17 protein-coding genes and 3 pseudogenes are annotated in these 20,544 nt (G+C 61.8%); 8 read left to right on the top strand and 12 right to left on the bottom strand.

Features of this window, described 5'->3' with window-relative positions; genetic code table 11:
- The first annotated feature begins 101 nt into the window (after positions 1 to 101).
- The gene (locus AWB78_RS21160) at positions 102 to 1,352 is read left to right on the top strand and encodes an EAL domain-containing protein (protein ID WP_232477776.1); all 1,251 of its coding nucleotides are present in this window, start codon (positions 102 to 104) and stop codon (positions 1,350 to 1,352) included.
- A gap of 75 nt (positions 1,353 to 1,427) precedes the next feature.
- Entirely contained in the window at positions 1,428 to 2,882 is a 1,455-nt protein-coding gene (locus tag AWB78_RS21155; RefSeq protein ID WP_062607776.1) for an aminotransferase-like domain-containing protein, read from the top strand.
- A gap of 304 nt (positions 2,883 to 3,186) precedes the next feature.
- Here the strand turns inward: AWB78_RS21155 and AWB78_RS21150 are convergent.
- Positions 3,187 to 3,752: pseudogene (locus AWB78_RS21150) on the bottom strand (IS6 family transposase); the annotation flags it as partial.
- Between the two features lie 79 nt (positions 3,753 to 3,831).
- Between AWB78_RS21150 and AWB78_RS21145 the strand changes: the two are divergent.
- On the top strand, positions 3,832 to 4,077 hold the full coding sequence (locus AWB78_RS21145) for a 2,5-dihydroxypyridine 5,6-dioxygenase NicX family protein (RefSeq protein ID WP_510183595.1): 246 nt from the start codon (positions 3,832 to 3,834) through the stop codon (positions 4,075 to 4,077).
- A gap of 116 nt (positions 4,078 to 4,193) precedes the next feature.
- Here AWB78_RS21145 and AWB78_RS21140 read toward each other — a convergent pair whose 3' ends face one another.
- The 9 genes and pseudogenes from AWB78_RS21140 to AWB78_RS45320 all read right to left on the bottom strand — a co-directional run.
- The gene (locus AWB78_RS21140; RefSeq protein WP_063958999.1) at positions 4,194 to 5,504 is read right to left on the bottom strand and encodes an MFS transporter; all 1,311 of its coding nucleotides are present in this window, start codon (positions 5,502 to 5,504) and stop codon (positions 4,194 to 4,196) included.
- Between the two features lie 91 nt (positions 5,505 to 5,595).
- Positions 5,596 to 6,534, bottom strand: a complete 939-nt coding sequence (locus tag AWB78_RS21135; RefSeq protein WP_062607770.1) for a TauD/TfdA dioxygenase family protein — start codon at positions 6,532 to 6,534, stop codon at positions 5,596 to 5,598.
- Positions 6,535 to 6,683: 149 nt separating this feature from the next.
- Positions 6,684 to 7,394 (bottom strand): GntR family transcriptional regulator, encoded by a 711-nt coding sequence (locus tag AWB78_RS21130; protein WP_157697586.1) that lies wholly within the window; start codon positions 7,392 to 7,394, stop codon positions 6,684 to 6,686.
- A 119-nt stretch (positions 7,395 to 7,513) separates the two neighbouring features.
- Positions 7,514 to 8,734 carry an alpha-hydroxy acid oxidase gene (locus AWB78_RS21125; RefSeq protein ID WP_062607766.1) on the bottom strand — a complete coding sequence of 407 codons (1,221 nt, stop codon included), beginning with the start codon at positions 8,732 to 8,734 and terminating at the stop codon, positions 7,514 to 7,516.
- Positions 8,735 to 8,842: 108 nt separating this feature from the next.
- The gene (locus tag AWB78_RS21120; RefSeq protein WP_062607765.1) at positions 8,843 to 10,177 is read right to left on the bottom strand and encodes an MFS transporter; all 1,335 of its coding nucleotides are present in this window, start codon (positions 10,175 to 10,177) and stop codon (positions 8,843 to 8,845) included.
- Positions 10,178 to 10,271: 94 nt separating this feature from the next.
- Positions 10,272 to 10,997, bottom strand: coding sequence for a ribonuclease activity regulator RraA (locus AWB78_RS21115; protein ID WP_232477774.1), 726 nt, complete (start codon positions 10,995 to 10,997; stop codon positions 10,272 to 10,274).
- A 42-nt stretch (positions 10,998 to 11,039) separates the two neighbouring features.
- Positions 11,040 to 12,248, bottom strand: a complete 1,209-nt coding sequence (locus AWB78_RS21110) for a porin (protein ID WP_082883370.1) — start codon at positions 12,246 to 12,248, stop codon at positions 11,040 to 11,042.
- A 132-nt stretch (positions 12,249 to 12,380) separates the two neighbouring features.
- Positions 12,381 to 13,040 carry a FadR/GntR family transcriptional regulator gene (locus tag AWB78_RS21105; protein ID WP_232477773.1) on the bottom strand — a complete coding sequence of 220 codons (660 nt, stop codon included), beginning with the start codon at positions 13,038 to 13,040 and terminating at the stop codon, positions 12,381 to 12,383.
- A 435-nt stretch (positions 13,041 to 13,475) separates the two neighbouring features.
- A pseudogene (locus tag AWB78_RS45320) lies at positions 13,476 to 14,364 on the bottom strand (LysR substrate-binding domain-containing protein); the annotation flags it as partial.
- Between the two features lie 159 nt (positions 14,365 to 14,523).
- Here AWB78_RS45320 and AWB78_RS21095 point away from each other — a divergent pair.
- The 5 genes and pseudogenes from AWB78_RS21095 (at position 14,524) to AWB78_RS49340 (ending at position 17,905) form a co-directional block, all read left to right on the top strand.
- Positions 14,524 to 15,772, top strand: a pseudogene (locus AWB78_RS21095) (MFS transporter).
- The gene (locus AWB78_RS21090) at positions 15,769 to 16,803 is read left to right on the top strand and encodes a M81 family metallopeptidase (RefSeq protein WP_445344265.1); all 1,035 of its coding nucleotides are present in this window, start codon (positions 15,769 to 15,771) and stop codon (positions 16,801 to 16,803) included. The pseudogene AWB78_RS21095 and the gene AWB78_RS21090 overlap by 4 nt, the downstream one beginning before the upstream one ends.
- Positions 16,782 to 17,024 carry a hypothetical protein gene (locus AWB78_RS50145; RefSeq protein WP_445344264.1) on the top strand — a complete coding sequence of 81 codons (243 nt, stop codon included), beginning with the start codon at positions 16,782 to 16,784 and terminating at the stop codon, positions 17,022 to 17,024. Before AWB78_RS21090 ends, AWB78_RS50145 begins: the two co-directional genes overlap by 22 nt.
- A complete protein-coding gene (locus AWB78_RS50140) occupies positions 16,930 to 17,610 on the top strand; it encodes an EAL domain-containing protein (protein WP_269768944.1) in 681 nt (226 codons plus the stop codon). The genes AWB78_RS50145 and AWB78_RS50140 overlap by 95 nt, the downstream gene beginning before the upstream one ends.
- Positions 17,611 to 17,731: 121 nt before the next feature.
- On the top strand, positions 17,732 to 17,905 hold the full coding sequence (locus tag AWB78_RS49340) for a DUF2934 domain-containing protein (RefSeq protein WP_074173500.1): 174 nt from the start codon (positions 17,732 to 17,734) through the stop codon (positions 17,903 to 17,905).
- Positions 17,906 to 18,015: 110 nt separating this feature from the next.
- Here the strand turns inward: AWB78_RS49340 and AWB78_RS21075 are convergent, their stop codons facing one another.
- Together AWB78_RS21075 and AWB78_RS21070 are read right to left on the bottom strand one after the other, a co-directional pair.
- A complete protein-coding gene (locus AWB78_RS21075) occupies positions 18,016 to 19,455 on the bottom strand; it encodes an aldehyde dehydrogenase family protein (protein WP_062607759.1) in 1,440 nt (479 codons plus the stop codon).
- Entirely contained in the window at positions 19,452 to 20,390 is a 939-nt protein-coding gene (locus AWB78_RS21070; RefSeq protein WP_062607758.1) for a LysR family transcriptional regulator, read from the bottom strand. The genes AWB78_RS21075 and AWB78_RS21070 overlap by 4 nt, the downstream gene beginning before the upstream one ends.
- Positions 20,391 to 20,544 lie beyond the last annotated feature (154 nt).

Below are 20,544 nucleotides of genomic sequence, written 5' to 3'. Positions count from 1 at the left end.
CTGATCCGCAAGCGGACACGCCTCACTTCGGCACAGCTTGCACGCCCATTACGCGCTGGCCCGCTATGCCCGCCGCTCTCGGCGGACCGGTCGCTAGCCCAATGCTTCTTGCACCGATTGCTTGCGCTTTTCTGAACGCTTCCCGTCTGGACGCCACCGACACCGCTCCTGCTGTCGTCAGCCTGAGCCGGACGGCTGCGCCGCTGCCCGGCGAAGTGCGGTGGCAGATGAGTTACGAGGCGGCAAATCAAGGCGGTATCCCGGCCTCTGACGCAGTAGTGGCTTTCGCATTACCGGTCGACCTGGCGGACGGGTCAGCGGTGCCACCGACGACGCCCGCGGTCGATTGCTTGTTGGACGGGGCGTGTGGAACGCGAGCGGCCACGCCTTCGAACGGCGCCGACGAATTCGATCGGGCGCGGTTCTTAGCGGCCCCGACTCAGGGTTCTTCAGCATGGACCCTATTGAGCCACGTATTTTGGCCGATCCTCCTGTTTCTGTTGGCCATAGCTGCGGGCTGGAGTCTCAAAAGATGGTTTAGCTACGACAAGGCGCTGCTGCGTGCGGCCCGTGCAGGGCTGCGTCGCGGGGATTTCCACGTCGAGTACCAACCGATAGTTGACGTCAGGCGGGCCGTATGCGTTGGCGTCGAAGCATTCCTGCGTTGGGACAACCGGAAGTATGGCGCGCGAGGTCCGGCACACTATCTGGAGTTCATTGAAAACAGTAGTTTGGTCGACCGGATGACGCAGTTCGTCGTGTCGCGGGCCGCTCAGGATCTTCTTGAGATCGGAGCTCCGAAGTCGCTCTACGTAGGCATTACCGCTCCGGTGTCGTACCTTCTAAGTTCCGGTGTCACGGCGCACCGGACTGTAGTTGGCTCCCATGGTCTTCCACCACTGATTCTGACTGTCAGCGCAAGCAGCGTGAGGATGTTCAAAAAACGTCTTACTCCGATGATGGCCCAGGCGCGTGAGAAACGGATGCGCTTCGCCCTCTCGGGAGTGCGTTCTACTGATTACGAACTTGCACTGCCGACAGGGATGACCTTTGAGATAGTCAAGATTGACAGGGAAGTACTCGGATTGGATCCCGATGAGCGTGCCAAACACCTCGATGCGTTGACGCGCATGGGCCACGATTTCGGCGCGGCGGTGGTCGTCGAAGGAGTTGAGCACTCGGCGCACCACAAGCTTGCGCGAGCGAGCCGGGCCGAGTTTGGTCAAGGCTTCTTCTATAGCCGTGCACTCGACGCCACGGGGTTGAAGGTCTTTCTCGAGACCGCCAACGAGCGGTCCTCAAATCGGGCTGGAGCTGCGACCGTGCTCGGCTGGCGGGTTCGAAACTCCTAAGGGAAACCTCGCAAATGCGAACAATAATTCCTCTCATATCGCTCCAACACTTGAGTTAATTCGTATGCCGAAATAATGAAGCGATATCTTCATCTGGTCGCGCAATTCCAAAAAGTGATCGCGGACGGTACGCTTGAGCCGGGTATGCGGCTACCATCAGTGCGGCAGGCGAGCAGCTCATACTGCGTCAGCCCTTCAACGGTTTTCCATGCTTACTACGTCCTCGAACGATTGGGCCTGGTAGTGGCGAGACCTAGGGCTGGGTATTTTGTTGCACGTCGGACGGAGACGATGCAATCGGTAACGTTGGCGTCGGGGTGCAGTTTCGACGAGGTTAATGGAGACAGTCTACTCGTCCGCTTCATGAAGGCGCAGCGTCGTTGCAGACATCCGGGATTGGGTTCATCGGAGCCAAGTGCGCAGTTGTTTCCGTTCGCTCGGCTCTCGCGCTCGTTGGCGGTGGCGACCCGGAAGATGGCGCGCTGCCAGAACGTCTTGCCGGAAGGAAAGGCGGAAGAAGACCTTCGCCGCCAGATCGCCCGGCGCTACATTATCACTGGCCTTACTGTTCAAATCGATGAGATTATTGTGACGAACGGAGCTCTCGATGCGCTGACACTATGCCTGCAGGTGCTGACGCGGCCGGGTGATACTATCGCAATCGAACGGCCGGCTTCTTCTGTCGTGCAAGGCGTGGTTCGGCGCATGCATCTGAAGGCCGTGGAAATTCCAGTCGACCCGCAGTGCGGCCTTGATCTCGGGGCCTTAGCGGCCGCGTTGCGCCAGCATCCAGTGCGGGCTTGCTGGTTTATGACAACGCTACATCATCCGACTGGCGCGACACTTTCAGATACGCAAAAGAAGGCCCTCGTCAGCCCACTGACGAAACATGACGTACCGCTGATTGAGGACGATGTTTTCAGCGAACTGCACTTTGGCTTGACATCTGCGCGTCCAGCCAAGCACTTCGATCCTAACGGCCTCGTGCTTCACTGCGGTTCATTTTCAAATAGCCTCGCGCCGGGACTCCGCGTGGGTTGGGTCGCGGCAGGGCGCTACGCCCCGAGAATACAGCACAGCCGGATGCTGACAATGTCCTCGGCGTCCGTGCCCTCGCAATATGCAATTGCCGACTACCTCGAGCACGGTGACTACGACCGACTTTTACGCAAGCTGCGTCGCGAACTGGCATCCCTTCAATACCAAATGGTGGCCGCAATTGCCAAGTACTTTCCCCGAAGTACGGCAGTTATCCAGCCGCCCGGCGGATTCTTTCTATGGGTGGAGCTTCCAGAAGGCGTCGAAGCAGTTCAACTGTTCGAGACGGCGCAGAAGCACGACATCGCGATCGCGCCCGGTGCAATCTTTTCGCGCAACTCCGAATTTCGCCGTCATATCCGACTTAACTACGGCCGTCCGTGGTCGCCGGACGTAGAGAGGGAGATACGCACTTTGGGCATGTTGGTGGGCGTGCAACGGCAGAGCGAGGTAAGCGCCGAAACGATTCGAACAATGACTCGGGATACTTGAGAGATTGAGATTCATTGATTAAATCCAGTATGCTCATCGCACTGAGCGCGCCTTTGCTCGGCGAAGCTTTTCGGTCCGCGAACAGGGCCTGCGCTTTTGCGCTCTTGCGATACTCAGTGAGAACACTCGCATTTACCGATTTATCGATGCGCTTTACTCCTCCTCAGGCGCAAGCGCCGCCTCATGCAGAATCGACGATCGAATCAACATATCGTTGGGCCGTCATCGGAGCGCCCGCAGTTGCGATGCGTTTTTAGTCGCAGTAAGGCCCGCGGAGGAAGTTGATCGGTATGCAAAGTACTGCTTATGTTGACAGTTCGTAGAATTGATCAGCGGCAGACCGATGGGTTCCGCGGTTCTGCGAGCCCATTTCATCTATCCTTCGGCGGCCATGCGCATAATCTCAATGCCGGCCAAGAGGATCCGAGCACAGCGAAACGTTTTGAATCCCAGCATGGGGCGAGTGCGTCGCTTGATCGCGCGATGGTCCTGTTCGACAAGATTGTTGAGATATTTGGACTGGCGGATCTTGACGGGCGTTTCACGATAATCATTGATGGCTTCGAGTGCAGCGAGATTGGCGCCGCTTTTGCCGATGGTCACCGTCTGGGGCACGCCATTGTGGGCGATCGATTTCTCAGAGTAACGCTGCCGGGCTGCAGTCTTGTCCCGATGGGCGCGCAGTAGAAAGTCAATGGTGTTGCCATCCTTGTCGACGGCGCGGTAAAGATACCGCCATTCGCCCTTGACGCGAATGTACCTCTCGTCCGTTCGTCAGCTCGTTCCGACCGGCCGCTTGCGGCGGCTGAACGCCTTCTCCAGCACCGGCAATTGCTTGAACGCCCAGCGATGCACGGTTAAATGATCAATCACATACTAGGCTCTACGAAGCTATATGGACCAGTTCGACGATCCTTACGTCTATGCGTTGTCCCATGTGGACTGAGGTTTGCAACCACGGGCGCAATGGGCGGCATTGACTCTGAACGACAAGGACAGTTCCATCGGCATGGATGCGCGCGCATTCGAGGGTGATTTTCTCTTCTCGACCGGATCGAACACCGAAGTAGGCGGGCCGCGCAACACGCCATGCCACATGGACATTCCGACGCGCCATTGCACTGTGTCGCTGGGCGATAAGCCCGTCGTCATAGAAGGCCGCGCCGTCGACGGCCACTCTGTGGGACATCTATGACCTGAAAGTCTCCACCAAACAGACTGCCCACACCATGCCCGCGACCGACCGGCCGGCGAGAGAAAGCGAATGCGGTTCGGACTCGCGGACTCGACCCGGCGACCGGTCTTCGTGCATCAATTCAGTTTCGAGAGAGCTAGGTCCGAAACGTCTGCCTCCGGCGCTTCGATCAGCCGGCGCACCACAAACATGTACACGAGCGCGGCGCCGAACGCGACGCCCGCGCTGATCAGAAACGCATTGACGAACGAATGCGTCGTGTCGACGACGACGCCCGTGATGAACGGCGCGAACGATCCACCGAAATAGCCGCCAAAGTTCTGGATGCTTGCGAGCGACGCGACCATGTGCCGTGGTGCGGCAACAGTTGCAAGGGCCCAGCACGCGCCGCTCGCCATGTTCACGAAGAACATCGCGGCGCATAGGTAGACCATCGCCAGCGTCAGGTTCGGCGTGAACGCTGCGGGAACGGTGAAAACTGCCGCCCCGACGAGGCCCACGCAGATCGGCCATTTGCGGCTGCGCATGGGCGCCACGCCGCGCGCCATCAACCCATCGGCGACGAAGCCGCTCGAAAGCATGCCGAGCGTGCCGAACAGGTACGGAATCGAAACGAGCCATCCCGTGTTCGCTATCGACAGATGCCGCTCGTGTTCCAGGTACGCTGGGAGCCAGGTCAGATACAGCCACACCATGTAAATCACGCCCATGTTGCCGAAGATCATGCCCCAGGTCGTCGCTTTACTGAAGAGGCTGCGCCATTCGAGCATCGTCATGCGGCGCTCCACTCGTTCGCCGCTCTCGCCGTCAGTCAGATAGGCGAGTTCACGCGCGTCGAGCGGCATCGTGCGGCGGTCGCGATAAAGCAGATACCAGCCGATCGACACGACAATGCCCAAGACACCCATGATGATGAACATCGCGCGCCAGCCGAACACGAGCAGCAGCACGGTCAGTACCGGAGGGGCGAGCGCGGGCCCGATCGTGGACGACGTGATGAAAATGCCCGTCGGCCTGCCGCGCTCATGTACCGCGAACCATTCGCTCACGACCTTGGCGCCTGCCGGAAAATTAGGCGACTCGCCGAGGCCCAGTGCCACGCGGGCGACGAGAAATTGCGTGAGATTCGAAACGAGTCCGCCGCACAACTGCGCGGTCGACCAGACGAACATGCCGACGCCGAGCATGATCCGTGCGCCGAAGCGGTCGAGCAACACGCCGATAGGCAATTGCGCGAACGCGTAGGCGAACGAAAACGCGGAGAGGAGCAGCCCCATCTGGGAAGCGGACAAGCCCAATTCCGCACTCACCGAATGATTCGCGATCGACAGCGTGCTGCGATCGAGATAATTCACGATGCCCGCGATCGTCAACAACGCGATCGCCATGGCCTGGATTCGCTTCAGGTGTGTCGACTTCTCCTGCATGGTGTCTCCTGCAGAGTTTTTATCTTGAAGGCCGCAAGACGCCGCGACCGCTATCGCTTGTTCGGGATTGCAGGCGCTCGACCGAGGCCCATCAGCGCGGGCGAACCTTATTGATCACGGCATGCGAATACGGACCGAGCACGGGGCCGTCGCCCGCAACGGTCGTTCGGCGGAACACGCGGCGATACGTGCTCATATCGTAGGCTTCGGCCTTGTGCAGCATCGTGCGGTTGTCCCAGACGACGAGGTCGCCCTTTTCCCACTCGTGGAAATAGGTGAACTGCGGCTGCGAAATATGGTCGACAAGTCTGCGATGCAACGCGCGGGCTTCGTCCAGCGGCAGCCCGCTGATTTCGTTGCCGGCGTTCGCCGTGAGGTACAGCGACCGCTCGTAATTGCGGTCGGGATGCACGCGAACGAGCGGGTGACTCACGGGGGGGACGGCTTCCTTTTCGAACTTCGTGAGAGGCGGCAGTTCGGGAAAGAGCCGCCGGCCGAATTCGTAGGTGTGAACCATGTGCAACGGCTCGATCTCGTCCTTGAGATCGTTGGGCAACGCTGCATAGGCCGCGATCATGTTGGAAAAGCCGGTGCGCCCGCCCGGCGCGCCCTTGGGCATCACTTCGATTCCGTACAGCAGGGACACATACGCGGGCACGTACCGATACGAACTGTCCGTATGCCAGCGCGCGTTCACCTTCTGGAAAATCACCCGGAAATCGGTTTCTGGCAAGCTCTGACCGTCTGCCGACACGTTCGCAACGTGATAGACCGATGGCGCGGATACGGTCTTGTCTTCCTCCGGGAAGTCTTCGAGCGGACCCCACAGCTTCGAGAATTCGATTTGCTGCGCTTCCGTGAGCGACTGCTTGCGAAAGCACAGCACACCGTACGTCGCGATGGCTCGCTTCATCTCTGCGATCGTCTCGGGAAGAATCGGCTGCGCGAGATCGAGGCCGGTCACTTCGGCACCTAGCGCGTCCGCCAGCGGCGTAATGACGTAACCAGTATTGAGTTTCGCTTGCTCCATCGTCTTCGCTCCTTAGAAAATTTCGGTTTCCTTCTGGCATGTCACTGGCATGCCAGAGACGAAGTGATGTTAAGGTGCTTGTTGCGCGGCGGGCAACCGCGAGAAAACCCTAGCTGAAACAAATCGTTTGGCCGGACCGGAGCGAAAGGTTAGTCAAGCGTCAGGGGGTGAGGCAGCGTCGACTGCGCGAAAGTGGTGAGATAGTCAATCAGGCGGTTCGAGGCGTGTCCGGCGCGCGCCGGGTCGCCTGAAGCAATCGCCTCGACGAGGCTGCAGTGCACCGGACCGATCTCTCCGAGCGGATTGTGTTGGTCGTGGTGATAGAACCAGAAGCGGCGGGAGACGGTGTGCAGCGTCGAGGCGAGCGCAGCAGCCGTGGCGTTGCGCGCAGCCTTCGACAGCAATTGATTGAGTTCGGCGTCTAGCCGGAGGAATTCGCGCGTGTCGCCATCGGCGACGGACTTCTGCGTGCGCTCGAAGTTTGCCGCGAAGGCTTTGCGCTCCAGCGCGTTGGACCGTCTCGCCGCCGCCGAGCTGAGCAGCCGGTCGAGTTCGCGTCGCGTTTCGAGCACTTCGAACTGGCGGCGCACGTCGATGGTCGTCACAACCACGCCGCGCCGGGGAATGATCTCCACCAGGTATTCGCGCGCAAGCCGTTGCAGCGCCTCGCGTATCGGCGTGGTGCCGATGCCGAGTTGCCGGCTGAGAATGGCTTCAGATACGAGCGCGCCCGGCGCCAGTTCCAGCGTCACGATCATTTCCTCCAGACGCCGATAGGCTTCCTGGTTGAGCGTGGCCGCGGACTCTTGCCCAGGTGCCGTGGTCGTTGGGGTGCCTCTGACGTCCTTCAGGCGCTGCACGTGACGGTCTCCGGATGCCGTATTGAGCCAAGCTGGCAATATACCGCTTATTTGCGCGACCAGGTCCACGGCGCGTCGCTGCGCTCGCCGCTCTCGCCCGCGCGGGGGCTCGCATCCGATCAACGATACACGCCCGCGCTCAGCTCACCGGGCCCAAACCTCAACAGTCGCAGGAATTCTGGCCCGAATTCGTCGAGACGATTCACGCCGAGCAATCCCATATCCGCATGAATCTCTGCCTTCACGAGACCGATGGCATGCTCGACCCCGTCTTGGCCGCCCACGCACGCCGCGTAGTTCATCGGCCGCCCGATGAAAGCGCATTTCGCGCCGAGAGCGACTGCCTTCAATACGTCGGTGCCGCGTCGAAATCCGCTGTCGATCATGAGCGGCATGTCCGGACACGCTTCCCCGATGGGAGGCAGCATGCGCATCGGCGAGACCGATCCGTCGAGTTGCCGGCCGCCATGGTTGGACACGATGATGCCGTCGGCGCCGAGGTTTCGCGCGGTCGCGGCATCGTCCGGATGCAGAATGCCTTTGATCACCAGCGGCCCCTTCCAGCGCGCGCGAATTTCGCGGATCGCATCCCAGTCCAGATGCTCACGCCCGCTGAAATCCCGGTTGGCTCGACGCGAGAGCAACGGTTCGCCCCTTTGCGCCGAGGCATTCTCGAAATGCGGCATGCCATGACGAACCAACGTGCGCAGGAACGTGAAGAGCGACCAGGTCGGATGCGTCAGGCCGTCGCGCAAGAGCTGAAAGTTCGGCCTGAGCGGAGTCCTGAAGCCGTTGCGCAAGTTGTTCTCCCGATTCGGCACGACCGACGAGTCCACCGTGACGACTAGCGTCGATACGTTGGCGGCGCTGAGTCTCTCCACCAGCGCGCGCATCTCTTCGAGCGTTCTCGGCATGTAGACCTGAAACCATGTTCCCGGCGCGGCCTCGACGACTTCTTCGAGCCGGACGAGCGACGCCGCGCTGAGAATCATGGGCACACCGCACGCGCGCGCCGCCTGCGCCTGTGCGAGGTCGCCCCGGTAGCCCGTCAACGAACTGATGCCCATTGGCGCAATGCCGATGGGCGACGCGTAACGCACGCCGAAGAGTTCGATCGACTGGCTTCGCTGCGCCACGTTGCGCAGTACGCGCGGAACGAAGCCGAGTTCGTTGAAAGCCGCGCGGTTGTCCGCGAGGGACGCATTGTCTTCCGTCGCGCCCGCGACGTAACCGAAAAGAGGGCGCGGCAGCCTGCGCCTGGCCGCTGCTTCGAAATCGGCGAGCGACAGGAAGCCGCGCATTTGCCGGGAGACGCTTTTGGATTGCCTGATTGTGATCATGCTGCGCAACGACCTTCCATTTTCCAGTGGTCCCCGCGCTCGTCGGTCTTCGTCACGAGCGCGCAGACCGTTTTCATACGCCCCAGGAGGGCAGGCTTTTGAGCAAAATCAGCGCGTGGCGGTGACCGCATCGTTGCCGTCGCGTCCCGCCAGACCGAGACGGAACCACACGACCAGCGCCCCGGCTCCGAGCAACAGCAGGCTGATGGCCGGCACGAGCATCGGTGCTGATGTACTGTGCATCGTCTTGCCGACCCACGGCATGATGTTTTGCGCCAGGAAGCCCCCGACGCTGGAGCCCGCGGCAATGACCGCGAGTGCGGCGGCGCCGCCCGCGCCTTTCATGAACGATGCGGGCAAGAGTCGCGGCGGCAGCGCCCAGAAGCACGGAATCATCAGATACAGGCACGGCGCGCCGAGAGTAAGCGCCGCGAAACGCACCGCATTCGAAAACGGCCCGACGCTCGCGACGAAGCACAAAATGCCGAGGAACGCGGCAGCGAACGCTGCCATCAGCACGGTTCTAGGCGTGCGCAAGCGGCGGGGGAGCCAGAGCAGCATGAGTGAAGTCAGGAACCACGGAATCATGTTGAGCATACCGTTGACACTGCTCGATACGCCAAAGCCCCGGACAAGTGTAGGGAGCCAGTAGGCGATACCGTAGATCGCAATGGAGATCGTGCCATAGCCGACCGAAAACAGCGCCACGGTCACGAGCGAGTTGAATGACCAAGCGCCGCCGGTCGCCTGGACCGGCGCAGGATCACGGCGCAGATTGTCCTCGATGATCTCCTTCTCGCGCTCGGAGAGAAAGCGCGCCGAGCGCGGATTGTCCGGCAGGAAGTACAGGGAGACGAACGTCAGCAGCACGGCGGGCGTGCCCGTCGTGAGAAATACCCACTGCCAGCCTGCAAGGCCGAGCAAACCGTGCAGTTCGAGCGAGAAGCCGCCGATCAGCGAGCCGAGCATATTGCCCATGCTGCTGCCGAGCGTGAGCAGTCCGATGATGCCGGTGCGCTGGCGCTCCGGAAACCACATGCCGAGATAAAGAATGATGCCGGGATAAAGTCCCGCTTCGGCCGCGCCTAACAGGAAGCGCAGCACCTGGAACGCAGTTTCGGACGGCGTCCACGCGAGCAGCAGTGTCGCGACGCCCCACGTGAACATGATGCGCGAAATCCAGCGGCGGGCGCCATAGCGATGCATCGCCAGATTGCTCGGCACCTCGCACAACAGATAGCCGATGAAAAACAGCGACGAAGCGAACCCATACGATGCCTCGCTCATATGCAGGCTCGTGAGCATCTGCAATTTGGCGAAACCGATGTTTGCGCGGTCGATATAGGCGGTGAGAAAGATCGCGATGAGAAGCGGCACGAGCCGCCACGCCACGCGCGTGAAAAGTTGAGCTTCCGCACTACGGTTTGTCACTATGGTCTCCATGCCCGGCGGCTTTCTCCGCTCGCCGTGGCGCTCAAGGATATTGCAGTTGCGCCGCGCACCGAAGGCGTCGCGCAACTGTTTCGGCTTTGCCGGCCTAGTTGCTGCTGTTTGCTTGCCAGGCCTCGAACTCTGCTCGCGTCGACTCATCGGGCGGATAGAGGCCAAAGGTGGAACGGCCGTCGCGCACTCGCGCATCGACCCAATCCTCGAAAAGCGTCATCGCGGCCGCTTCCTCGGCGGTTTCGTTTGCCAGATGCGCTGGGATCACGACGACGCCTTCCGCATCGCCGACGACGATATCGCCGGGATACACGGCGAGATCGCCACACGCGATCGGCACGTTTAGATCCACAGCGTGGTGGTGTATCAGATTCGTCGGCGCGGACGGACGGGCCGCATAGCACGGGAAGTCGAGCGAGCGCAGATCCGGCGTGTCGCGAAATCCGCCGTCAGTGACGATTCCGGCGACGCCGCGCATCTTCATCCGTGTGATGAGGATGCCGCCCGCGGAAGCGGCGCGCGGGTCCTTGCGGGAATCCACGACCATGACGTAACCAGCCGGAATCTCTTCGATGCCGCGCCGCTGCGGATGACTGCGATCGGTGAAGACGGACATGGTGTCGAGGTCCTCGCGCGCCGGGATATAGCGCAGCGTGAACGCCTCGCCGACCATGCGCGCCGCCGCTGGATTGACCGGCAGCACGCCCTGGATGCAGACGTTGCGCAGGCCCCGCTTGAAGAGCGCAGTGGTCAAAGTCGCCGTGCTGACGCCACGAAGGCGCGCGCGGTTCTCGTCGGTGAGCGAACGGGTGGTATTCACTGGAAGCATCCTGTTGAAGGTGAAGCCGTGTGTAGCGACTCGTTAGAACTTGTGGCGCACAGCGAAGCGAACGGCGGCCTGCTGGTCCGACGACGATGGCGTAAGGCCGTTGAGTGACGCGCGTGCCGCGTGGCCGGTCGAGTCGGTACCTGATGCGTGTTGCAAGACGCCGATCAGATAAAAGTCGGTTCGCTTGGAGACTGCGTAGTCGGCAGCGAGCGCGCCCTGGTGATACCTGGCGTCATGTGCGCCGCTGTTTTTCGTGTAGCTGTAGGCCGCGCCGAGCGACAGCGCCGGGGTCAATTGATACTGAAAGTCGAGTTCGGCGCTGTTAAAGGTCGCCGTGCCGCTGGCGCCCGAAGGGTTGAGGACGGATACGGCGCCGCTCAGGCTCTTGAACTTGGTGTTGGAGTAGACGGCTCCCAGCGTCGCACGGCCGATCGCATAGGTCGCGCCGGCCCCGATGATCTGCTCGGTTTGCGCCGACGCATAACCGTTGATCACGGGAGAACTGCCGAAGTTGTTGCTCGCTGCGGTGGCGCCGACCGCCGTCCCGAAAAACGAAGCATTCGGGTTGCGCGCGTTGAGGTAACCCGCACCGACGTTGAGGGGACCGCTCGAATAGCCAACGCCCATCGACCAAATCTGATTCGCGCCGACGCTACCGGGAACGCCACCAAAGCTATAGAGCCCTTCGGCCGAAAAGCCGTTCAAGGCGACAGTGCGGTACTTGATCGCATTGTTTATGCGGTTCGCGTTGTTCAGGTTGTCGACGTCCGCCGGATGCGCGCCGATGCTTCCGGAGAACATCGCGCTCGGCATCAGCGCATGCACATAATCGACGAGCGGATCGTACTGGCGCCCGAGCGTAACCGTTCCGAGCTTCGCGGAGAGTCCGACATATGCCTGGCGACCAAATTCCAGCGAGCCTTGGCCCATCCGGCCGTTGTTCACGTCGAAACCGTTCTCCAGCACGTAGATCGCCTTCAATCCGCCGCCGATATCCTCCACGCCGCGCAGGCCCCAGCGACTGCCGCTCAGTATGCCGCTGGAGAGGTTGAACAGGTTATGACCGTTGCCGGGGTTCGTTTGGACGTTGCTTGTGTAATTCACGCCTTCGTCGATGATGCCGTATAGCGTCACGCTGCTTTGCGCGTGCACCTTGCCGGCCGCCGTCAATGCGCATGCGGCGGCGAGCCCGACCAGCGGAAGGTTTTTGAGGTAGGTGCGAACTTGGACTTGCTCTTTCATCAAAAGTCTCCGGTTTGTAATTGGTTCGTATAGAAGTCGGATGTGTACGGCGTAGTAGTCTGGAAATCAGGTTGTCAGACAAAGTGTGCAAAACAATCTGCGGCGCTCATCGCGAACGTGAGCGCCGCCGTGTCAGTCGTTGCGGGGCAGGTCGATGCCTTGACGCTTCGCCGCCGCGCGCAAATGGCGCTCGGCTGCTGCGGCTGCCTCTGTGCAATCACCGCGTTCGATTGCGTCGAAGAGCTCGCCGTGCTCGCGCCAGGCGAAATCGCCGGCGTGCTGCGCCGTCTTTTCCCACTGCGCGCGCCGCGCTATCGCGAGTTGGCTATGCAGGAAATCGTGGAACGCGACGAAGTACTCGTTCTTCGTCGCCGCCGCGATTGCGCGATGAAAAGCGACGTCCGCCGCCGACGCCGCTTTCGAATCGTTGCGCTTCAGCTCCATCTGCCGAATCGCATCGCTCATATGCTTCAGGTCCGCGCGCGTCCGACGTCGCGCGGCCGCAGTGGCTGCCTGCGTCTCTATCCACAGTCGAAACTCGAACAATTGCGGAAGATCGATATGACTACCGTCGTGACTGGGAAGGCGAAAGACCGTGCCCGAAGGTGTGCCGGAAATGAAAGAGCCTGCGCCCCGGCGCGCAACCAGCACGCCATCGGACTTCAACTGAGCGATCGCTTCGCGCACAACCGACCGGCTGACATTGAGCCGCTCCGAGAGTTGCTGCTCGGTCGGCAAGCGAGATTCCGCGGGGAAGTTGCCCGCCTGAATCTCCGCGCGGATCGCGCTCACTACTCGCTGCACCAGCGAGTCAGGTCTTTCAAGCTCAAGCATTGCATCGGCGATTAATCAGGTTGTCGGACAATACCGTGTTCGACGTGCTGTGTCAACGCCGACCGTGTCCGCCAACTACGGCGTTCGGAAAGCTTGGCCGTTGTCGCCGTTGGCTGAGTGTCGGCGTCTGCTGCGTCACGCTTTGCGTTACGAGCCTCGCGTATCGACGGCCGAACGGTTTTCACTGTTTGACGAATGGCGCCGTCGACACCGGGGGAAGATCCGGTACATAACCGGGTGAATCGCAGTGCGGCGCACGAAGCCGGCGAACATTCGCAATGGCCGAAGCGTCCCGCGTCCGCTGTCGGCCCCGATCCGGCACGTTGCTCGCAACTCGATCTCGTCATCGGCCGATGCTTCTGCGGCATCCCGAAAGGGTGGTTGGGTGAGCGCGCCGTAGGCGCTCGCCGCGAATACGCTCATCCGCTGCACAATCCAACTCAGCAGTTCTTCGGCCGCGCCGGAAAGCGGCCGTCGCGCCTTCACGAGAATGCGTGCTTTCGCTGCCTCGAATAGGGATGCAGGATGGGTAATGCGGCCAGCTCGCCCGCATCGATTTCCCGGTACAACACAGAAAACGCGCCGATTAGCGTCGCGCCATCGCCGCGGGTCACGAACTGGCGCAGTACCTGGAGCGAGTTGGTGACGAGCGTCGGTCTGACCTCGACATTTTCAGTGTAGGCGAGCATTTCGATGAGTTGTCCGAGATCGAAGGCCGGCGGCATCAATGCGAGCGGATACTGCAACATCTCGCCGATGGTGACAGCGCCGCCGCGTTGCGCAAGCGGATGCGCCGCATTGACCAGCAGTACGACCGGCTGCGATGACGTCGCCCGATACACGATGTCCGGATGCGCCAGCGGGTTGTACGCGAGGCCGATATGCGCCCGGCTCTGGGCGACTTCTTCCAGCACATCGTTGAACGGCAGGATATCGACGGCCACATCGAGCTTCGGATAGTGCATGTGGAAGTCGCTCAGAACTTCCTCCATCAGGCCGTCCGATATAGCCTTCGCTGATCGCAAGCCGGATCCGGATGTGCCCGCGCCGCAGGCCGTGCAACGCGCGCAATCGGTCTTCGAGTTGCTCCTGCTGCGCCTGACAGCCACGCCAGTATTCGAGCAGATGCGCTGCCGCCTCGATCGGCTTCACGCCGCGCGCCTGTCGTTCGAACAGCGCCGCGCCGACTTCTTCTTCGAGCAGGCGGATTTGCCGCGTAATTGGAGCCTTGCGCGAGCACTTCTTGAAAATACCGCGGCCTTCGCTGATTCAGTTCGCGCATTCCCGTCCCATTGTGGAAGCGTTGCCAAACAGGCAACGATAGCGGACTTCGGTTGCTCCTGCTCGTCGCATTCTGGCTGTTGCAGATACTTTTGCTTCACGACCGAAACGTTTATCCGAGACTCCCTTGTCCGCCATTCCCTCTACGCACATCACCGAAATGCACGCGGCGCTGTATCGCAAGCTCGACTGGCGGCTGCTTCCGTTTCTGCTGCTTTGCTACACGTTCGCGTACCTTGACCACGTCAATATCGGATTCGCCAAACTGCAGATGCAGAGCGATCTCGGTTTCTCCGACACCGTTCATGGCCTTGGCGCGGGCATCTTTTTTCTGGGCTACGTGCTGTTCGAGGTTCCCAGCAATCTTTAGCTGCCGAAGGTTGGTGCACGAAAGACCATCAGCCGGATCATGATTCTTTGGGGAGTGACATCGGCGGCGATGCTGTTCGTGCGCAGCGAAACGACCTTCTATGCGATGCGCTTTCTGCTGGGCGTGTTTGAGGCCGGCTTCGCGCCGGGCATGATCTTCTATCTGACTTACTGGTACGGCCGCGCGCGCATGGCGCAGGTGATGGCGATCGTGATGCTCGCCGGGCCGATTGGCGGCGTGTTCGGCGGGCCGCTCTCGACCTGGATCATGAAGTCTTTTTCCGGCGCGCACGGTCTCGACGGCTGGCAGTGGATGTTCCTCATCGAAGGACTGCCGTGCGTGCTGTTCGGCGTGCTCGCGCTGTCCGTGCTCTCCGACCGCCCCGCCGCTGCGCGCTGGCTCTCCGACGATGAAAAGCGTCTGCTCGCGTCCGAACTCGACCTCCAGCGGTCATCATTCGTTTGCGCAGGTGGCGCGCGATCCGCGGGTCTATCTGATGACCGTGCCGTACTTCTGCTTCATCTCGGGCATCTATGCCGTGAGCTTTTGGCTTCCGTCCATCATCAAGGCCGCAGGCGCCAAGGACATGATGCAGATCGGCCTATATTCCGCGATTCCCTATGTCGTCGCCGCCATCACGATGCTCGTCATCGGGCGCAGTTCCGACCGGCGCTGCGACCGGCGCTATCACAGCGGGGTTCCCGCGTTGGTCAGCTCGTTGGCGCTCGCGCTCGCAACCTTCTTCGGCGGCGATCTAGCGATATCGTTGAACTGCATGACCATCGCGAGCGCGATGATGTGGTCCGCCTACACGGTGTTCTGGGCGATGCCTTCGGAGCATCTGAAAGGCGATGCCGCCTCGGGTGGAATCGCCCTCATCAACACGATCGGGCTGATCGGCGGGTTTCTCAGCCCGACGATCATTGGCTGGGCGCAAAGCGCGACCGGCAGCCTGCATGCCGGGTTGTACGTGATGGTCGCGCTACTCGCCATCGGCGCACTTGTGCTGATCGCCATGCGTCCGGCGCGTGCTGAGTGACATTCGCTCGTTCAACGAACAGACCACGAAAACGAGAGGTTTCTATCTTGCCAAGTTCCGATCGCACCATTCTCATCGCCGGCTTCCAGCACGAAACGAACACTTTCGCGCCATCGAAAGCTGCCTATGAAAACTTCGAGCGCGGCGAAGGTTTTCCGCTGATGTGTCGCGGCGACGACGTGCTCGCGCTGCGCGAGGTCAACATTCCCGCAGGGGGATTTATTCGCGCGGCGGAAGCGTCGGGGCACACGCTCGTGCCGGTCATCTGGGCGGGCGCAAGTCCGTCGGCCCACGTCACGCGCGACGCCTTCGAGCGTATCGTGGGCGAAATCGTCGATGCCGCGCGCACGCGTTACGTCGACGCGGTGTACCTTGATCTGCATGGGGCGATGGTCGCCGAGCATGTGGACGACGGTGAAGGCGAGTTGCTCGCGCGCGTGCGGAAGGCAGTCGGGCGCGACATCCCAATCGTCGCTTCGCTCGATCTGCATGCGAACGTCACGGAGCGCATGTTACACAACGCTGATGCGCTGGTTGCATACCGCACGTATCCGCACGTCGATATGGCGCACACCGGTGCGCGCACGGCGGCGCTGCTCGAACGACTCTTAGCGGGCGAGACGCTACATGGCGCGTCACGGCGGCTGCCATTCCTGATTCCGATCAACGGCATGTGCACGCGCTCCAGCCGTCGCGCGGCATGTACGACGCCGTACGCAAGGCGGAGGCGGGCGAGGTGGTGTCCGTGTCCTTCACGCCGGGTTTTCCAGCGGCGGATTTCCGCAATGCGATCCGGTGATCTGGGCTTACGTGCATTCGGCCGATGCGGCGCATGCTGCTGTCGATTCACTGTATCGCCGCATGCTCGGCAACGAGCGTGCCTGATGCGTGCTGTTCCTTTCGCCCGACGAAGCCGTGCGCGAAGCGATACGCCTGTCGGAGAAGGCGACCCGTCCGGTCGTCATCGCGGATACGCAGGACAGCTGGCGCGGGTGGCGATGCCAACACCATGGAGATGCTGCGTGCGCTGATACGCAATGGGGCGACTCGCGGCCTTCGGGCTGATCTACGATCCCGCTGCGGCCGCGCGGCGCACCGTGCGGGTATAGGCGCGCGCTTGGAACTGTCGCTGGGCGGGCAATCCGATGTGCCGGACGATGGGCCGCATCTACGGCGCGGAGGCGCTTCTCCGATGGAACCATCCGCAGCTCGGGCTGCTCACGCCGGCCGACTTCCTCAACGTGCTGCTTGAATCGCCGGCCTACGAGGCGACGGGTCTGTCGCCCACGACGATCCAGAACTGCGACCTGGCTGCACTGGTTTCGGAGGGAGCCTTGGCGTCCGGCGTATGCGCTTCCGTACTCGACATCGAGGTGACGGAGACTGCCGTCATGAGCGACTTCGCCGCCGCGTCGCGCGCGCTTTCGGCCGTACGAAGGCTCGACGTGACGGTCTCGCTCGACGATTTCGGCACCGGTTACTCCAGCCTCGCATACCTCATGCGGCTGCCCGTTGATCGCGTCAAGATCGACAAGTCATTCGTACAGGAACTCACTGCTAAGGAGACCTGTCGCCAGGCACGCGACGATGGTCGAAGCGATGGTGGCGCTAGCGCGCGCGTTGGGCATGCGAACGGTCGCGGAAGGCATCGAGACGGAAACGCAACTTGGTCTCGTCAAGGAGCTCGGGTGCGATGCCGCGCAAGGCTACTTCATTGGCAAGCCGGTGTCGGCAGCGCGCATCGAACCTTTCGCGGAGACGCGGTTCTGACCGGTGTCGGCTGCGGTTTCGCAATCTCACAACGCAAGAAGCAGGTCGCGTTAGCGGTCAACGCGTAGTCGGCCGTTCGCATTGTTTCAGGCTGCGCCCCGGTGAACCAACATTAGCCTGCGCGTCCCGACACGGGTGCGAAAGGGAGCGACCGATGTTTAATGGCCACGCGCTGAGAAGAATTCCGGAATCCGGAAAGAATTCCGCGATTTCGTCCCGGAAGAGCAAATCCGCAGCCTTGCTTACCGGTTGTGGGAGGAAGCGGGCAACCCTGAAGGCTGCTCAGACGAATTCTGGATCCTGGCGCAAAACCGGCTGACGAGTGACACCGGCGATGGACGGCAGGAGCATGCCACTCGTTGACGGATATGGCGATGCCCTTTTGCCCGTTATCGCCGCACCGAATTTCGGCGCCAGCCGTTCGGGTGCCCCTACGTTAAGAAGCAGGCAGAGTGGGCTGCCCGCCAGCGTACTCAACGTAGCGGTGTCACGCCATCGGCGACGCCTGCCGGCATGCAGATGTGCTTGATTTCCGTGAAGTCGGCGAGGGCATCGTAGCCGTGCAGGCGGCCGAGACCGCTTTGCCGATAGCCGCCTGTTTCCGCTTCGGCAAAGAGCTTGTTGTGGTCGTTGATCCACACCGTGCCATTGCGCAGCGCGCGCGCGATGCGAAAGGCGCGCGCGCCGTCGTTGGTCCACACGCTCGCGGAGAGGCCAAATACGGTGTCGTTCGCTTTGTCGATTGCCTGCGCTTCAGTGTCGAACGTCTCCAGCGTGACGAACGGTCCGAAGATTTCCTCCTGGCAGAAGAACGCTTTCGGGTCGCTGTGTTCGACGAGCGTCGGCGAGAGGAACGCGTGTCCTGAGCGCGTGCCGCCCAGCAGTACGCGATCGGCTTCGTCGCAGGCGCGGGCAATGGTTTGCTCGACCGCGTCGCGGGTGGCCGCGTCGATTAGCGGACCGATGTCCGTTGCCTCGTTGATGCCTTCGCCCACTTTCAGCGCTTCGAGCGCACGCGTCAGATGCTCACGCATCTCCGCCGCTCGCCGGGCATGCACGAGCACTCGGCGCGCAGCAGTGCATTGCTGACCTGAGATGATCGTCGCGGCGCGCGCGATACGCGGCGCGATCGCGGCGACGTCGGCATCCTCGAAGACGACACAGCACGACTTGCCGCCGAGTTCCAGCGAGAGCTTCTTCATGCTTTCGGCGGCGGCCGCCATGATCTTCTTGCCCGTCGCGGTCGATCCGGTGAAGCTCGCCACATCGACGTCATGCGACGCGACCAGCCGTTCGCCTGCCGCGTAGCCGATCTCGTTGACGAGGTTCACTGCGCCCTTCGGCAGCGCGGTCTGCTCGAAGCAACGCAGCATGGCCGCGATCACTAGCGGGGTCTGTGCGGCGGATTTGACGATTGCCGTGCAGCCAGCGGCGAGCGCGGGCGCGAGCGAGCGCACGAGCAACACCGCGGGCGCATTCCAGGGCACAAAGATGGCCGCGACGCCAGCGGCCTCGCGCAGCATTGTCGAGATCGTTCCCGGCCCTGGTTCTAGCACGTGCCCCGCGATGTGCCGAGCGAGTCCCGCGTAATATCGGACTTCGGAAATCGCGGCTGCGATCTCGCCGCGCGATTGCGCGATTGCCTTGCCGTTTTCGCGCGTAAGCAGGGTCGCAAGCGGCTCGCGTTGCGCATCGAGCGCGCCGGCCCATGCGAGCAACACGTCCTGACGCAGACGCGCGTCCTGTGCCCACGTCGTGCGGTCGAACACGTTCCGTGCCGCGGCGATGGCCGCATCGGCTTCTGCCGCCCCGCCGTCGGCGGACTGGCCGATGCTTTCGCCGGTAGCGGGATCGATGCTGTCGACCGACGGTATGCCGACCCATGCGCCGGCTATCCAATGAGGTGCTTTCATGCAGTTTCCTTAGAGATAAGAGGGGCGTTCGTGCCGGATGCGTTCGACACGCGATGCAGCTCGTCGGCGATGATCTCGATCAGCGCCTCGGCCGCAGCGGACAACGGCCTGCGCGGATGGCTCACGCGCACGATATGCCGCACGATGCGTGGCGCGAGAATCGGATAGGCCCGCAGCGTCCCACGCTGCACGGCCCGCCCAACGGCGATGCGCGGCAGGATCGTCGCGAAGCGAGTGCTCTCTACGAGCTTCACGATCGTGCTGAGCACGTCGATCTCGAAACGCGGCGCAAGCAGCACGTCTTCGTGCTGTGCGGCGGTATCGAGCACGCCGCGCAGGCCGTGGCGCTTGGTCGGCAACACGAGTTCGAGTTCGGGTAACTGCGCAAGCTCGATCGTGTGCGGCAGGTCAGGGCCGTGCTGCACGCTCGTCGCCAGCACCATTTCTTCATCGAGCAGCGTCTGCGAATCCAGCGACAGGCGCGCGCGGGGCTTGTTGATGAGGGCAGCATCGAGTTGGCCACCCGCGACCCAGTCAATGAAGGTCGCGCTGAAGCCGTCCGCCACGGTCACTTCGACATGCGGATAACGCGCATGAAAGCGCGAGAGCGAATCGGCAAGCACGCTTTCCGTCACCGATGCGATGAGCCCGATGCTCACATGCCCCGTCACCACTTCGTCGCGCTGCTGAAGCTGCTGCCGCGCGTGCGCGAGGTCGCGCATGATCGGCAGAAAGAGGCGATACATCAGACGTCCGGCGGCGGTTGGCGCCATGCCGTGCGCGCCGCGCTCGAACAATTGCTGATGTAACTCGTCCTCCAGCTTCGCGATCTGCATGCTGAGCGCGGGCTGCACGATGTTCAGCCGTTTGGCCGCGCGCGTGACCGATCCGTCCTCGAAGAGCGCGATGAAGTACTGGATTTGTTTGAGGTCCATTTCTCGTCGGATTGGCATCAATAAGAATAATGATGTTCGGTCGCGTTATCAGTCGGCATCCGCCGCCTGGCCTTGTCGGCCACTTCCCGCAATGCGCTGCCGTGCGTAAAGGCGTCACCACAGTATTGATATCGATCTGAAAGTCCGGTGTCAT

The organism is Caballeronia calidae, assembly GCF_900044055.2.
In the GTDB taxonomy this organism is placed as follows: domain Bacteria; phylum Pseudomonadota; class Gammaproteobacteria; order Burkholderiales; family Burkholderiaceae; genus Caballeronia; species Caballeronia calidae.
The sequence above is the reverse complement of the archived record's forward strand: the minus strand, read 5'-3'. Positions and strand labels throughout refer to the sequence as shown.